16 protein-coding genes, 1 pseudogene and 1 riboswitch are annotated in these 15,377 nt (G+C 36.1%); of the genes and pseudogenes, 6 read left to right on the top strand and 11 right to left on the bottom strand.

Features of this window, described 5'->3' with window-relative positions; genetic code table 11:
• Positions 1-5: 5 nt before the first annotated feature.
• The 3 genes from NG809_RS06350 to NG809_RS06340 all read right to left on the bottom strand — a co-directional run bounded on the left by NG809_RS06350 (position 6) and on the right by NG809_RS06340 (position 2,413).
• Complete coding sequence (locus NG809_RS06350) at positions 6-1,136, bottom strand: 8-amino-7-oxononanoate synthase (RefSeq protein ID WP_262149074.1); 1,131 nt, start codon at positions 1,134-1,136, stop codon at positions 6-8.
• A 41-nt stretch (positions 1,137-1,177) separates the two neighbouring features.
• Positions 1,178-1,696 (bottom strand): DUF1761 domain-containing protein, encoded by a 519-nt coding sequence (locus NG809_RS06345; protein ID WP_317619146.1) that lies wholly within the window; start codon positions 1,694-1,696, stop codon positions 1,178-1,180.
• A 105-nt stretch (positions 1,697-1,801) separates the two neighbouring features.
• A complete protein-coding gene (locus NG809_RS06340; RefSeq protein ID WP_262149072.1) occupies positions 1,802-2,413 on the bottom strand; it encodes a hypothetical protein in 612 nt (203 codons plus the stop codon).
• A 67-nt stretch (positions 2,414-2,480) separates the two neighbouring features.
• On the opposite strand from NG809_RS06340, the gene NG809_RS06335 reads away from it, so the two are divergent.
• The gene (locus NG809_RS06335) at positions 2,481-4,400 is read left to right on the top strand and encodes an ABC-F family ATP-binding cassette domain-containing protein (RefSeq protein ID WP_262149070.1); all 1,920 of its coding nucleotides are present in this window, start codon (positions 2,481-2,483) and stop codon (positions 4,398-4,400) included.
• A gap of 135 nt (positions 4,401-4,535) precedes the next feature.
• On the opposite strand, the gene NG809_RS06330 is transcribed toward NG809_RS06335, so the two are convergent.
• Positions 4,536-4,694: a hypothetical protein gene (locus NG809_RS06330; protein WP_157844476.1), complete on the bottom strand. Its 159-nt coding sequence runs from the start codon at positions 4,692-4,694 to the stop codon at positions 4,536-4,538.
• Between the two features lie 17 nt (positions 4,695-4,711).
• Positions 4,712-5,773 (bottom strand): Gfo/Idh/MocA family oxidoreductase, encoded by a 1,062-nt coding sequence (locus NG809_RS06325; protein ID WP_262149066.1) that lies wholly within the window; start codon positions 5,771-5,773, stop codon positions 4,712-4,714.
• A 148-nt stretch (positions 5,774-5,921) separates the two neighbouring features.
• On the opposite strand from NG809_RS06325, the gene NG809_RS06320 reads away from it, so the two are divergent.
• From NG809_RS06320 to NG809_RS06310, 3 genes and pseudogenes are all read left to right on the top strand, one after another.
• Complete coding sequence (locus tag NG809_RS06320; protein WP_262149065.1) at positions 5,922-6,437, top strand: hypothetical protein; 516 nt, start codon at positions 5,922-5,924, stop codon at positions 6,435-6,437.
• Positions 6,438-6,513: 76 nt separating this feature from the next.
• A complete protein-coding gene (locus NG809_RS06315; RefSeq protein WP_262149063.1) occupies positions 6,514-7,107 on the top strand; it encodes a hypothetical protein in 594 nt (197 codons plus the stop codon).
• 109 nt (positions 7,108-7,216) lie between these two features.
• Positions 7,217-8,783, top strand: a pseudogene (locus NG809_RS06310) (IS1182 family transposase).
• Positions 8,784-8,913: 130 nt separating this feature from the next.
• Here NG809_RS06310 and NG809_RS06305 read toward each other — a convergent pair.
• Complete coding sequence (locus NG809_RS06305) at positions 8,914-9,549, bottom strand: peroxiredoxin (RefSeq protein WP_262149061.1); 636 nt, start codon at positions 9,547-9,549, stop codon at positions 8,914-8,916.
• Positions 9,550-9,647: 98 nt separating this feature from the next.
• Here NG809_RS06305 and NG809_RS06300 point away from each other — a divergent pair, with 98 nt between their 5' ends.
• On the top strand, positions 9,648-10,535 hold the full coding sequence (locus NG809_RS06300) for a mechanosensitive ion channel family protein (RefSeq protein ID WP_262149059.1): 888 nt from the start codon (positions 9,648-9,650) through the stop codon (positions 10,533-10,535).
• Positions 10,536-10,607: 72 nt separating this feature from the next.
• Positions 10,608-10,922 (top strand): hypothetical protein, encoded by a 315-nt coding sequence (locus tag NG809_RS06295; protein WP_262149057.1) that lies wholly within the window; start codon positions 10,608-10,610, stop codon positions 10,920-10,922.
• A gap of 218 nt (positions 10,923-11,140) precedes the next feature.
• Here NG809_RS06295 and dusB read toward each other — a convergent pair whose 3' ends face one another.
• Genes dusB through NG809_RS06270 form a run of 5 tightly spaced genes read right to left on the bottom strand, consistent with a single transcriptional unit; the run spans position 11,141 to position 14,874 of the window.
• The gene (gene dusB, locus NG809_RS06290; protein WP_262149055.1) at positions 11,141-12,142 is read right to left on the bottom strand and encodes a tRNA dihydrouridine synthase DusB; all 1,002 of its coding nucleotides are present in this window, start codon (positions 12,140-12,142) and stop codon (positions 11,141-11,143) included.
• Between the two features lie 60 nt (positions 12,143-12,202).
• A complete protein-coding gene (locus tag NG809_RS06285; RefSeq protein ID WP_262149053.1) occupies positions 12,203-12,469 on the bottom strand; it encodes a Trm112 family protein in 267 nt (88 codons plus the stop codon).
• A gap of 4 nt (positions 12,470-12,473) precedes the next feature.
• A complete protein-coding gene (locus tag NG809_RS06280; protein WP_262149052.1) occupies positions 12,474-13,106 on the bottom strand; it encodes a thiamine phosphate synthase in 633 nt (210 codons plus the stop codon).
• Positions 13,106-14,155, bottom strand: coding sequence for an AIR synthase family protein (locus NG809_RS06275; RefSeq protein ID WP_262149049.1), 1,050 nt, complete (start codon positions 14,153-14,155; stop codon positions 13,106-13,108). Before NG809_RS06275 ends, NG809_RS06280 begins: the two co-directional genes overlap by 1 nt.
• The gene (locus NG809_RS06270; RefSeq protein ID WP_262149047.1) at positions 14,152-14,874 is read right to left on the bottom strand and encodes a class I SAM-dependent methyltransferase; all 723 of its coding nucleotides are present in this window, start codon (positions 14,872-14,874) and stop codon (positions 14,152-14,154) included. The genes NG809_RS06275 and NG809_RS06270 overlap by 4 nt, the downstream gene beginning before the upstream one ends.
• Before the next feature lie 69 nt (positions 14,875-14,943).
• Positions 14,944-15,032, bottom strand: a riboswitch (TPP riboswitch).
• Positions 15,033-15,377 lie beyond the last annotated feature (345 nt).

Raw genomic sequence — 15,377 nt, 5'->3', positions numbered from 1 at the left:
TGATTTTACTTAAATGGTTTTCTCTGAACCCATTCTGTTTTTGGAGATATTGAAGGAAAAATTCTTTCCATAAAAGGATTGATCATGAAATTATTGTGTTTTATCAATCCGAAAATTTCAAAGGGTTCGGCGCCGATGGTGGATTTTATTTCTAAAGCTGTTCTGCCGAAAATAATTCTTGAAAACTTCTCATCAATCCCGAATTTTACCATATCCAAAAGCATATTCAGGTAGATTTGCTTTTCTTTCTGAAGGTTTTTGTCGTAACCTAAAAAATAAGTATCAACATCATCATTATTCAGAATTAAAGTATAAAAACCAATCATTTCACCATGAAGGAAATATCCAAAAACTCTGAAATTGTCTTCCATTGATTCTTTGAGTCTGTAGAAATGATTTTCAGGAAGAAAAAATGTATTGAAGGGTGCGTTATCAGCTACATTTTGATAGAGAAAATTGATTCGTTCGCTGTGTTTTTTAATTTCATTTAAATCTAATTCTTTCTTTTCTATTTCCTTTGATTTTTTTCTCGCCGTATTGGCTCTGCTTCTGTATTTGGTTGAAAAATCATTTAAATAATCATCGAAAGTTCCCCATGAATCTTTAAGTTTCAACATCATATTCGGCTGTACAGAAAACCTGAAATATTTGTCGTGATTTTTACTCTGAAAAAGTTCGATAAACTTGCTCTGGAAATCTTTATAAATGATCAAAGACGACTTTCTGTAAGTCTTCTGCATATATTCTGTCGCTTCGCCCAGTAAAAAAGATGCCTGTTTTGTGCTGATTTTTGTGCTGTCAAAATAAAAACCATTCTGTCCGGTAAGCATATTATTTCCTACAAATAAAACGTCTTTACTGAATTTTTTGGCTAAATAATTTTTAACATCACAATAGATTTCGCCTTTTTGAAAAGTCTGATGATGCGTAAAACTTAAATATTGGAATAACGCTCCACCAATCAGAATTTCACCGGAAAAAAATGCAGCGAAAAAACACTCCATATTTTCCGGTTTTGCATCTTCAAGCACTTCAAAATAAGGTCTTGAAAGAAGTGTATTGTGTTGAGCTATAATGTTTTCCCAATCCATGGGAAGCTCTTTTGCTGACTGATAGATTTTAAAAGTGTAATCCATAAAAAAAGGCTACAAAAGTAACCTTTTATTTTAATTGTAAATTATTTCGGAGAGGTAAGATTAAATCCGTCAACAGCATACCAGCCGCAGATAATTCCGCCCATGATGGTAATTGTAATCGTCCAGTAACCGGCATTCAACAAAACATATTTCCATGATTTTCTTTCAAATGCAGCATTGATTCCGAAAAGCGGAAAAACGAAGAAAATCCCTGTCATAAAAGAATGCAAAGCACCGTGACCAAAGGATCTGAAGGCCATTCTGTATTCATTCATAAATGTAGTGTAAGAAGTTTTGGCAAGAGTTTCATCACCACCGATCATGCCCAAAGCTCCAAACTGATGAATGGTTACAAACTGCAGAAACATTCCGATAAGAATTGACAGAAATATGGATAGAATAAAGATCAAACCCATATTCGATTTCTTTATTTTATCTTCACTGATCCCTGCAATCTTCATCCAAGCTGTTCCGAAAACTTTTGGATGATACCAGATAAATCCCATTATCAGAGGAACAAGCGCAGCAGTAATAATTGCGAAAAAATTGATTGGCAACATAGTTTTGTGTTTTAAAAATCTGTCGCATAAATCTACATTAAAAATTTATACGGTGAAAAATTTGATCAGAATATTTAAAACTTTAAAATTAAAGATGAATTTATTTTAAAAATCAAAAATTTTAAGAAGATCTTCAGGAAAGATAATGTAGTAATATATCACGTTGGGAACAGCAGATACTATCGAAAGTAAAATAGCAAAAACCGGCACCAAAGCATACATGATCCAAGGAAATTTGCGTTTCCAGGCAAATTTTTTGATCATTGCAGTCCAAATGATTTTTATCCGTTCTTTATCATTCCAAAAAATAGCAAAACAGAGAATAAAATAAAATGCAAATCTGAAAGTAAAGGCATTTCCCATCGCACTATTCATAAAGCTGATGTCCATTAATACAATATTTGCTGCTATAGGAATAAAAAAAATAACGCCAAGGATTGCAGTAGATTCAAAAAGCAACAGCAACCCTGTCACAATTTGGAGAATTCCTACAGTTATTTTAAATGGATTATGATCAAAAAGATACCACATTACCTGAAACAGTTGTAAATCTTTTAGAGGCTTGCTCATTTCTGCAGCTGTAATTCCAAACTGACCGCCATTTGTGAATTTGCTATAACCATAGTGAATAAACGTGTAAGCCAAAAGAAATCTTGATACTAAAATGAAATAATCCCAATATCTTTTTCTGGGAACAGCCCGTAATTTTGCTATCATATTTTTAAGGTTTAAATTTTGTACTTTTGCCGCTCGATTCAACTTCAATCAAAAGCTTCACATTATAATGAATTACGTTTCTGTCGAAAACCTTACCAAATCGTATGGCATCAAAACTTTGTTTAAAAATGTCTCATTTCACGTCAATGAAGGTGACAAAATAGCCATCGTTGCCAAAAACGGCAGTGGAAAATCTACTTTGCTCAAGATTTTGATGGGAAAAGAGATTGCAGACAGCGGAAATATTGTGATCAATAAAGATATTCAGGTGGTTTTGTTTGATCAGGAAATCGATTTTGAATCTGATCTCTCGATTGAGGAATTCATGATGACTTTAGATTCTGCTCCTATTTTAGCTTTAAAAAAATACCATCACGCCTTACTTTCGGGAGATCCGGATGAAATGGAAACAGCATTGGCTGAAATGGAAATTCACAAAGCGTGGGATCTTGAAAATGAAATGAGCCAGATTCTTTCTCAGCTTAAAATCACAGATTTGACCGCCAAAATGGGAATGCTTTCCGGTGGACAGATCAAACGTGTTGCATTGGCAAAACTTTTAACAGAAACCAGAGCCGAGCACCGTCACACGCTTTTGATTATGGATGAGCCTACCAACCACCTCGATGTGGAAATGGTAGAATGGCTTGAAAGCTATTTGAATAAAGCAAAAATCACACTTCTTCTCGTTACTCACGACCGTTATTTCCTCGATGCTGTGTGCGGAATTATCTGGGAAATGGAAGATCAGAATCTATACGTTCATCAAGGTGCTTATGCAACTTATCTGGAGAATAAAATGATTCGTGAGGATAATATGAACTCTACGATCGACAAAGCTCAAAACCTTTACAGAAAAGAATTGGAGTGGATGAGAAGACAGCCGAAAGCAAGAACTACAAAATCAAAATCCAGACAGGAAGATTTCTATGAAACCGAAAAAGTCGCAAAAACCGATACCCGAAAAGAAAAATTGGAGCTTGATTTTGAAATGAAAAGGTTGGGCAATAAAATTCTGGAACTGAAAGATATTTCTAAAAGTTATGGAGATAAATTGTTGCTGAAAGACTTCAGTTATTCTTTCCAAAGAGGCGAAAAAGTAGGAATTGTAGGGAAAAACGGAGCCGGAAAATCTACTTTATTAAATATTATCCAAGGTTTTGAACCGAAAGATTCCGGAGAGATTGAAACTGGTGAAACCATTAAATTCGGATATTTTTCTCAGAAAGGTTTAAAATATAAAGAGGAAGAACGTGTCATTGATTTCATTAAAGATATTTCAGAGAATTTCCCTTTGGCAAACGGCAGAACTATTACGGCATCTCAGTTTTTGAGATTATTCTTATTTGATGATCAGACGCAGTATTCGCCGATCTCTAAACTTTCAGGTGGAGAAAAAAGAAGACTGCATTTGATGTATATTTTATATCAAAATCCTAATTTCTTGATTTTTGATGAGCCTACTAATGACCTTGACCTTCCTACATTGACGGTTTTGGAGAATTTTCTTTTGAATTTTCAGGGAAGTTTAATTATCGTTTCTCACGACAGGTATTTTATGGACAGAATTGTTGACCATGTTCTGGCATTTGAAGGAGAAGGTAAAATCAAAGATTTCATTGGAAACTTTTCAGAATACAGAGAAAATAAGAAGATGGAAGAGGGAAGTAAGAAGCAGGAAGAGGGAAGCAAGAAGACGGAAGCCGCTGTTCAGAAACAGGAACCTGCTAAAAAAGTTGAGACGATTCTTCAAGCTCCCGGCTCCCAGCTTCCCGTTAAAAAGAAACTTTCTTTTAAAGAACAGCGCGAACTGGAAACGATCGAAAAAGAAATTCCTGAACTGGAATCTAAAAGAGCGGCCATTCTGGATGAGCTGAGCAACGAATCTGATTACGATAAGATTTCAAAACTTTCAGCCAATCTGGAACATGTTTCTCAAAAACTGGAGAATCATGAAATGAGATGGCTTGAGCTTCAGGAAGAATAATCAGAATTTTTAATTTGAACCATTAAGGCTTATAAGTATTGAAGGATGGTTAAGATCAGCTTTGCTTTAAGAATGCTTCATAAAAAATAAGATAAAAGAGCTGAACATTTGATGAACAGCTCTTTTTTATACTTGTTATTTCTTTTTAACCATCGTAAAAATGCTGTATGAAAGAAATGCAATTCCAAGAACTAAAAATCCATACTTTAAATAAATATTATCCTCCATCAGTGTAATTCCGATGATGACAAACAGTAAACCGAGCACTGTGAAACTTGAACTTCTTTTTTGCATACTTTAATTTTAAGATATTAAAAATTTAAATAAATAATTTTTCCCTGCTCTGAGCTTTCCATAGCTGCGTCGATGATTTTCATGTTGACTACAACTTCTTCGGCTGGTGATGGCAGGTAATATCCGAAAACAATGTGCTCGTAAATATTCTGATAGTAATTCATATAATTTCCAGCCTCACTTGAAGTCAAAACCCTTTCTGTTTCTAAATTTTCATTAAAAATATTTAAAATTCCGTCTGCAGAACCGAGTGGGGCAGTCCATTCTTTTCCGTATTCAGGGACTGCTCCTGCAACGAGTTGATTTTCCTGATCATCTGATCTTTGCTGTAGAAAACAACCTTTGTCCCCGAAAATTTTGTAGGCATAATGATCTTCTTTTGTGAAAACTGAAGATTTCAAACGAAGTCGTAATTCATTTTCGTAATAGAAAAGAATTTCAAAATAATCATTGGCAAAATCATTTCCCTTCATCGAAAATACATCGGCAAAAACTTTTTCAGGCTGACCAAAAAGCTGAACCGCCTGATCGATGAGGTGTGCACCAAGATCGTGTACTGAGCCTGAACCTGAAAGATTGGGATCTTCCTTATGAAGTTTCGCACTTGCTTCAGTTCTGAACCTGTCAAAACGAATTTCGACTTCTTTTATATTTCCTAAAACTTTTTCATTCAAAATCTTCTGCACCTGAATATAATCTCTGTCGAATCTCCTGTTTTGATAGACACTTATAAAAAGATTTTTCTCAGCTGCCAGTTTTGCAAGGTCTTCAGCTTCTGTGGCATTCACAGTAAAAGGTTTTTCTACAATAACATTTTTTCCGGCTTCCAAAGCGAGTTTTGCATATTCAAAATGAGTCTGAACCGGAGTATTGACTACTACCAAATCAATTTCTGCATTCTGCAGCATTTCTTCTACTGAGCGATAGATTACAGCATCAGAATATTTCTCTTTAGACTCTTCTTTGGATCTTTCTACAATTGCAGAGAGAAAAAAACCAAGATGTTGCTTCAGAAAAGGTGCATGAAATACTTTTCCGCTCATTCCGAAGGCGCATAAACCTACTTTTACAAGTTGCATAATTTAATTTTTATCAAATATAAGATTTAAATTTTCTTTCGGTAAGTCATTAATTCTATTTAAAACATAAAAATTTAATTAAGAATTAATAAAAATAAGCTTTCAGAATTTGTTGCTTTATCGCATTTTTGCACTTTATAATTTTTACATGGACAAAATCAAAGATACACGCAGTTTTATGAGAATCATTCACCGCTATTTAGGCTATTTTATGGCTGGAATCATGGCGGTTTATGCCGTGAGCGGAATGCTGCTCGTTTACAGAGATACCGATTTTCTGAAGCAGGAAAAGAAATATGAAAAGACCATTGCCAAAGATCTCGACGAAAAAGGAATTGAAAAAGAACTGAAACTGAAAAACTTTGAAATCATAAAAACGGTCGGAAATATAAGTCATTTTAAAGAAGGAACTTACAATGCTTCCACGGGTGTGGCAAAATATTCTAAAATGGAACTGCCTTTTGTCTTAGATAAAATGGCAAAACTTCATAAGGCAAAATCTGCAGATACACTTTCTCCGTTAAATACTTTTTTTGGATTTTGCCTTTTCTTCTTTGTGGTATCAAGTTTCTGGATGTTTAATCCAAAGACAAAAGCTTTTAAAAGGGGAGTGAAATTTGCAGTTGCAGGCCTGATCATTGCAATTATCCTGACCATGATATAAAACATGTTAACTTCTCATGGCATATTTATTGGAATAGCTAATTTATAATCAAAAATTAACTATTAAATATAATATTATGAAAAAGCTGATCTTTACAGGACTGTTGGCAGTTGCAGGTCTTACATCAAATGCCAATGCGCAAATACAGGAAGGAAACTGGTTAGTAGGTAGTAGTCTACTTTCAAGTAATTTCGGACTGAATACTGGTGGTGGTTACAATATCCAACTTACTCCAAAGGCTGCATATTTTGTTGCTGACAATGTTGCAGTGGGTGGATACGTAAATTTAGGAATTAGCAAAGTTACAAACGGAAGTCCTACAGCATTTGACTATGGAGTAGGTGGTTTGGGAAGATATTATCTTTCTCCAGGTGAAAAAGGAGTGGATAATTTGTTAAACCACGGTCGTTGGTTCTTCGAAGGTAACGTAGGTATCGGAGGTAGAAATGTTGAAAACTCTAACTCAACTACTGGTCTTGACTTCGGTGTTGGACCTGGTTATTCTTACTTCATCACACCAAATATTGGTCTTGAAGGTTTAGTAAAATACCAAGGACAGGCAGGTTTCGGGAACGAAGGCTTGAATTCTGCAATTACTTTTAACGTAGGTTTCAGTATTTTCTTACCAACTTCAAAAGGTAGAGAAGTGATCAATGACGTTAAAAACTAAGTTGTACAATTTAACAAATATAAAGAATCCGTCTCACAACTGAGGCGGTTTTTTTTGGTAATTATTGCAGGATTTCGTATATTTATATCTGATAATCAGATAGTTGTTTATGAATTTCAAGCATTATAATCAAAATCAGTTGGTTTTGTTTCCTTATAGTTTTGAGGATTTGATTCCCGAAAATCATCCTGTTCGGATCGTTAATGATATTTTGGAGAAGGTAAACATTGACCCGCTCCTGAAAGCTTACAGTAAAGAAGGAAATCCCAGTTATCACCCTGTGATGATGCTCAAGGTGATGGTTTTTGCGTATATGAACAATATTTATTCATCGCGGAAAATCGAAAAAGCGCTTCGTGAAAACATCAACTTCATGTGGCTCTCCAACATGAGTATTGTAGATCACAATACCGTGAACCGTTTTCGTGCCCATAAACTTGAAGCCGCCTTCAAAAATATTTTCTCCCAGGTGGTTTTGCTTTTGGCAGAAGAAGGTTTGGTGAGCCTGAAACAGGTGTTTGTAGACGGAACCAAAATTGAAGCACAGGCGGGTCGCTACACTTTTGTCTGGGCAAATTCCATCAAAACCAACAAAGAAAAAATGCTTCGTCAACTGGAAGAGCTCTGGAAATACGCTCAAAGTGTGGCAAAGGAAGAAGATAAAGACCCTGAACCGCCGGAGTTCAAAGAGATCAGCAAAGAAAAAATCCGGCAAACGGCAGAAAATATCAATGCCAAATTAAAAGGCAGCGGGGGTAAAACCGATTCCGACAAAAAAGCCAAAGCCAAACTGAATTACATTAAAAACAATTTTGAGAAAAACCTCGATAAATACGAAGCTCAGGAAGCTATTTTAGCAGAGCGGAATTCCTACAGCAAGACCGATGAAGATGCTACTTTCATGAGAATGAAGGACGATCACATGATGAATGGACAGCTCAAACCGGCTTATAATGCACAGATTTCCACAGAAATCGAAGATTCGACGAAGTCAAAATCAAATCATCGTCAATTATACCATCCATCAGCAAACCAATGATATCAATACTTTGGAGCGTCATTTGGAAAATTTTGAGAAATTGTTTGGTAAAAAAAGAATGGAAGAGTTGGAAGAACTCACTGCCGATGCGGGGTACGGAAGCGAGCAGAACTACGAATTATTGGAACAGAACAATATTACACCATTTGTAAAATACAATACTTTCGACAAAGAGCAGAATGCCCATTATCAGGCGAAACACAAGACTTTCAGCAAAGAAAATCTGCATTACAACGGGGAAGGCGATTTTTATATCTGTCCGATGGGACAAAAGATGGAAAAAACGCACGAAAGCACGCGCAAAACCAAGACCGGTTATCCTCAAAAGCTCTCCCATTATCAGGCTAAAAACTGCTATGGATGCCCAATTAGAGGCGTTTGCCACAGTTCCAAAGAAAACCGAAGCATCGAACGGAACCATCATTTGGAAGATTACAAAGAGAAAATACGAAAGCTTTTAAACAGTGAAAAAGGCATTAAAAAAAGAAAACAACGCTCGGTTGAAGTAGAACCTGTGTTTGCACATCTCAAACATTGCAATAATTTTAAGCGGTTTACCCTCAAAGGTCTGAAAAAAGTAGAATTGGAGTTCGGTTTACACGCTTTAGCACACAATCTAAGAAAGAAAGTTGCCTAAAGAGGACAACTTTTTCTATTTTCCAAAATAATATACATTTTACTGAAATAAAAAATCCGCCTCAAATTTTGTTGTGAGACGGATTCTTTGCAATTAAACTAAACTATATAAATAAATAAAAAATCCAAAATCAAATATTGGGTTGAGGTGTAAAACGCAGATAGGGCTTCACTTCTCTCACACCTTTAGGGTATAATTCTTTAGCATCTTCCGTAGAAATTGCTGGTGGCACAATCACTTCATCACCATTTTTCCAGTTCGCCGGAGTAGTCACTTTGTAATTATCAACGAGTTGCAGAGAATCTAAAACTCTTAAAACTTCATCAAAATTTCTTCCGGTAGAAGCAGGATAAGTGATAATTAATCTTACTTTTTTTGCTGGATCAATAATCAGTAAAGATCTTACAGTAGCCGTGGCAGAAGCATTTGGATGGATAAAATCATACAGTTCTGACACTTTTCTTTCGTGATCTGCAATAATCGGAAATTGTACATCGGTATTTTGAGTTTCATTAATATCTGAAATCCATTTTTTATGATCTTCTACATTGTCAACACTCAGCGCAATCACTTTTGTATCTCTCTTTTCAAATTCTGATTTCAGTTTGGAGGTAAAACCTAATTCTGTGGTGCAGACCGGTGTGAAATCTGCAGGATGCGAGAATAAAATTCCCCAGGAATCTCCAAGAAATTCGTAAAAATTAATTTCCCCCAAAGATGAATCTGCTTTAAAATCCGGTGCGGTGTCTCCCAGTTTTATTGACATAATATTTTGTTTTATTAGTCTACAAATTTAATAGACTTTTATCAACTGGCAAAATTTTTGTTAAAAAAATATGTTTAAATTTAAATTAAAATATTTCTATGGAATTTAATCCTGACGGGTACATCGATACAATCACCAAAGTGCTTGAAAACTGGTATATTGCTTTTGCACGGCTCACCCCAAAACTTATTGTCGGCGCAATCGTATTTTCATTTTTTCTTTTGACGAGTAAGTATTTAAGCAAAATTGCCGTTAAACTTTTTCATAAATTTTTTCCAAAAAGTACTGCGGAAGCTTCGGTTACTACCACCGTTGCTGTTTTTAGATTTTTAATTTTGGTCATCGGAATTTTCATTACGCTTGAAATTATGGGATTCAGCAGTTTCCTGTGGAAATTCATCGGAAGTTTGGGAGTTGCAGGGGTGATTGCCGGGGTGGCCTTGAAAGATTTAGTATCAAGTATATTTTCCGGAATGCTGATTGGGATCGATAAAGCTTTCAAAGTGGGCGACTATATTACCATAGGAAATCATTCCGGAACAGTTCTCGACATCGGACTTCTTACTACAAAAATGACGACTGACGACGGGAAGAAAGTTTTCATACCCAATCAGGTTATTTTTAATGCTCCGTTTTATAATATTACAGCTTCGCCACAGCGGAGAATTATTTTGAATTTTGAAATTCCGGCAGATGAAGACATTAGCAAAGCCAAACAAGGAATTTTAGAAATCGTGCAGAACATCGAAGAACTCGACCGCCCTGAAAATGTAGATGTGGTCTACACAGATTTAAAACAGGGTGTTTTCAATCTGCAGGTGAGATTCTGGATGAAGGTGGGATCAAATATGCTTTTGGTAAAAAACGAAGTTTTAACAAAAATAAAAGACCGATTCGATGCAGATGGGGTACATCTTGTAACGCCCACCAGCATTCAGATTTCCAATCCAAATACCGATATTACTTCATTATCCGGCGAATCATAGGACTGTTGATTTTTTAAATTTGGCTTAAAAAATGCTGTGTTTCCTTCAGTAAAATTTAAAAATTTTAAATCGATGAAAAATTTAATTTCAATTCTGGCAGTTTTAATGATTACATTCTCTGCCAGTGCACAGGAAAAACAAACTGTAAAAGAAACAGTAAAAAAAGATGCTCAGGCTGTAGGAAATACTGCTAAGAAAGGCGCAAACGCAACCAAAAAAGGAGTTCAGCAAGGTGCAAAATGGACAGAAAAAACAGCCAAAAAAGGCGCTGATGCAACTAAAAAAGGAGTGAAGCAAGGAGCAAACTGGACAGAAAAAACTGCTAAAAAAGGTGCAAAAGCTGTAGAAAAAACCTATCAGGATGTAAAAACTGATATCAAGAAATAATTTTCCTGAAAACAATTTAGAAAAGCACAAACCCATCAAAATCTTGATGGGTTTGTTTTTGATCCTCTAACCCTGCCAGTGTTCAAAACGTTGGCAGGATTCTATATTATAAAGATAAATAAATAAATTTCAGTTCAGATATTTTTTTGAAGCGAAACTCAATTAATTATCAAACTTTTTTAATTTAATTTTACTTAAATCTAAACCTAAACCTAGATCTAAACCTCAGCCTTAACTTGAAACTCCTCGTAAAAATCCTGCGTCTCTTTAATCACTTCATCCATTTCAACCAAAGAATAAACCTCAAGAAACTTCCTTCTGAAATCTTTAAAATGAGGAATTCCTCTGAAGTAATTGCTGTAATGCTGTCTCATTTCGATCAATCCCAATTTTTCGCCTTTCCATTCTGCGCTCCATTCTGCATGTTGACGAACTGCCAATAGTCGGTCTGAAATTGTTGGTGCAGCAAGATGTTCTCCGGTGGCAAAGAAATGTTTGATTTCATTAAAAATCCACGGATAACCGATTGCAGCACGACCAATCATAATGCCGTCGCAGGCATATTTATTTTTATATTCCAAAGCTTTTTCTGGAGAATCGATATCACCGTTTCCAAAAATTGGAATTTCGATATTCGGGTTTTGCTTGATTCTTGAGATGTGTTCCCAATCGGCCTCACCTTTGTACATCTGTCCGCGGGTTCTTGCGTGAATTGTTAACGCTTTAATGCCGGTTTCCTGAAGACGTTCAGCCACTTCATCAATGTTGATTGAGTTGCTGTCCCATCCCAAACGGGTTTTCACCGTTACAGGAAGGCTTGTTGAGCTTACCACAGCCTTCGTCAATCGAACCATCATATCAACATCTTTCAAAACTCCCGCTCCGGCTCCTTTACAAACCACTTTTTTTACCGGACAACCAAAATTGATGTCCACCAAATCGGGGTTTACAGTCTCCACAATTCTTGCAGACATCGCCATCGCTTCTTCATCACCACCAAAAATCTGAATTCCTACGGGTCTTTCATAATCGAAAATATCCAGCTTCTTTCTGCTCTTCATCGCATCACGAATCAAGCCTTCAGAAGAGATAAATTCTGAATACATCATATCTGCACCGTGCAGTTTGCACAGTCTTCTGTATGGAGGATCGCTGACATCCTCCATTGGAGCAAGCAAAAGCGGAAATTCCGGCAGTTCTATGTTGCCAATTTTTATCATGGCGCAAATTTACGAAATTCTAAACTTTCAGCATTTTGAAATTATCTATTGCTGTTATCGTTACGAAATCAGTCTGAAATTCTCCACTTTTTTTCCATCTAAATGTTTTTCCCAGCGTTCTAAAACGGGTTGCTCAAGCTTGAATTCACGGTATTCGTCAGGTGACATAATCGGGATTCCGCTGATGATCGGGTAGAGTCTTTTGCAGTTGTCACAAATTAATAAACCTTCCATAATATTTTCGGTTTCAACTTGTGAAATGATGGTTAAATTTAAATCTGACTTGTCAAACGGACAACATAATTTTTCTATGGTTTTTATTCTCATTGTTTTACTTTTTTATTTTTTGATGGTAATCTTTAATGGTTTCTGATGGGTTTTCTGAGCTCATAATTCCTGAAACAACAGCAATTCCGTCGTAATTTAATTGATTTAAATTTTTAATATTATTTAAATCAATTCCTCCGGCTAAGAAAATTTTCCCACTGAAAATACTTTTTGATTGCTGTACGGTTTCAAAATTCACAAGTTCGCAACTGTTTGCAGTTGTAGAGGGAAACATTGAACAGAAAGAAACGTAATCGAAATGATGATCTTCAGCATATTTAACAGTTGAAAGCTTATTGTTACAGGTGATTCCGATGATAAAATCACGATTGATTTCTTTTTTAATTGATTTAAAATTTTCAGGAATTTCATCGAAATGAATTCCGTTCAAAGGCATTTGCTTTAAATATTCCCAGCGATTATTAATGATTAAAGGAATATTGTTTAAAGAAGTTTTTTCATAAATCTTTAAAAGCAGTTCTTCAATATTCTGATTGTCTTTAAAATTGTCCCAAATCTGAATTGCTGCTATTTTTTCTTTTACAATTAAATTCAATTTAGATAAAAGAATTTTCTCGTCCATTGAAGGATCAATAATCAGATAAATTCCCGAATCTATGGTTGTATTTATTCTCATTATTTCCACCCTTTTTTATAAGCGTTAAAAAATGCCTTCCAATATGGATCTTCATCGAAATAAACTAAATCGCTTTCTTTTTCGTTCTCAATTAATTTAATTCCATTTGATTTTTCTGTAATCGTTCCCACTTCTACACATGGAATTAGATTTAATTCTAATCTTGAAATAATCTCAGAAACATTCTCTTTTTTACAGGTAATAATCATCGAACCGGCGCCGATGCAATATCTCGGATCCAAAGAAAGCAGTTCGCAAACCGCCGACTGTACTTCTCCAATCGGAAGTTTTTCATTAAAAATCTCAGCACCGTTTCCTGATGCTACTGCCAATTCGTAAATAGCTCCTAAAACGCCGCCTTCCGTCACATCATGCATTGCTGTGACTCTTGAGTTTTCAGTTTGAACTGCAGTCAAAGCGTCTTTTAAAGATGATGTTTCAAAAAATGAGGCAGAGGCCGAATAGTAAAATTCTTTTCCGATTTTATTTTTAACGGTCTCAGGAAAACTCATCGCTAAAATGGCTGCCGATGAAAGTGCACTGGTTTTGGTTACTAAAATTGAGTCTCCTGCGTTTGCATATTTTGAAACTAAAATTTTATCTTTTGGAGCAATGGTAACAAAAGTTCCTCCACCTGCAATCGTAGAGTTTTGACCTTCAATAAATCCGGTATGTCCACCCGTAATGCTTACGCCAATGTCTTTACAAAACTGATGAACATAATTCCAGTAGATTTCGAAATCGTTTTTTGAAAGTTGTGCCGGAAGATTTAATACAAACTGCCCAAACATCGGTGCAAAGCCCGTCGTCGCGATATCATTCGCCATCAGATGCACCGAAAGCCACGCAGATTCTTCCAATCCCAGAGACGGAATCAGAGAAAGCGGATCGCTCGTCATAGCCATTGCTTTTCCGTCATGCAGATCTACAACCGAAACATCGACGCCAAAATTGGGACCTATGGACACTTCACTACGTTCTTTTCCGCATCGCTGCTTTAGAAAATCTTCAAATTGAGAATGATTTATTTTGCCTAATGTCTCCCTCATTCCACATCATTTAACTGAATGTAAAGCCCAAAAAAATCACCCACAGGAACATTCCACTGCTGAACGGGGAACCATTTTGGCAGTCCGGTACAGGTCCATTCGATCGTATATTTTCTTCCAATCAAAGCCTTTTCGATAATTTCAGTCAGCATTTTTGGAGTATAGAAAGTCGCCGTCACGTAGAAAGGATTCTTTCCAAACAATTGCTGAACTCTTCTTCTTGCAACTTTTGGAGAATTTCTGTTCATCATTCCCATGGCGATTCCATACTTCGCAACACGCGCTGCTTCCCGAATGACTTTTACAGGATCTTTATAATATTCAAATGTTGTGATAAATGCCAGTGAATCGAAAGTATGATCTTTAAAAGGCATAAAATGAGAATCTGCCATTACCAGATCGCCTTCAAAAAGATGAATTGCCTGAGAGAGCATCAATGGCGAAATGTCTCCACCCGTAGCTTCAATCCCGATGTTTTTCCACCAACGGGTAAATCGGGTAGTGCCGCAACCAAATTCTAAAAGCGTTTTGACCCGCTGATCTTTGGAAACGAGCTGTTCCATTACTTTTTTCTGCCAGATTTCGGCACGTTTGTATCTGCCTTCGTACCACAGTTCGTAGGTGTCGGTATGTTCTCGGTTGAAAAACCACTCGGGTCTTCCCTGCCAGTTTTTGTCTTGTTGGGGGATAAGTTCTCCGGAATACTTTGTTACTTCCATTTTATTTTATGTTGATTTATTCAGTTCAGACCACAGATAAGCATGCGAACGAATAAAGCATAAAATGAAAATATTTTAAGCAGACATCCCTACGTTGGCATTATCCAAATCAGGTCATCGGGTATGATCTCAGCCTTGCGGCACCCCGTGTATTTATTACTGAACAAATATAGGGAAAAGGATTTTAAAGAGCCAAGGTAAAAGGAAAAAGAGCCAAGGTAAAAGATAAGGGTAAGAAGATATTTAAAGTTTTGCAGTTTTGCGAACCACGAAGTGGTTCAATGTTAGTAGCCGTGGGTGAAACCCATGGGGAAGAACCAAGGTCAAAGGAAAATGACCCAATTTTAAAGATAAGGGTAATAAAATATTAAAGTTTTGCTGTTTTGCGAACCACGAAGTGGTTCAATGTCAGTAGCCGTGGGTGAAACCCATGGGGAAGAAACAAGGTAAAAGGAAAAAGAACCAAGTTTAAATACAAGGGTAAGAATACATTAAAGTTTTGC

The organism is Chryseobacterium foetidum, assembly GCF_025457425.1.
GTDB classification, from domain to species: Bacteria; Bacteroidota; Bacteroidia; order Flavobacteriales; family Weeksellaceae; genus Chryseobacterium; species Chryseobacterium foetidum.
The sequence above is the reverse complement of the archived record's forward strand: the minus strand, read 5'-3'. Positions and strand labels throughout refer to the sequence as shown.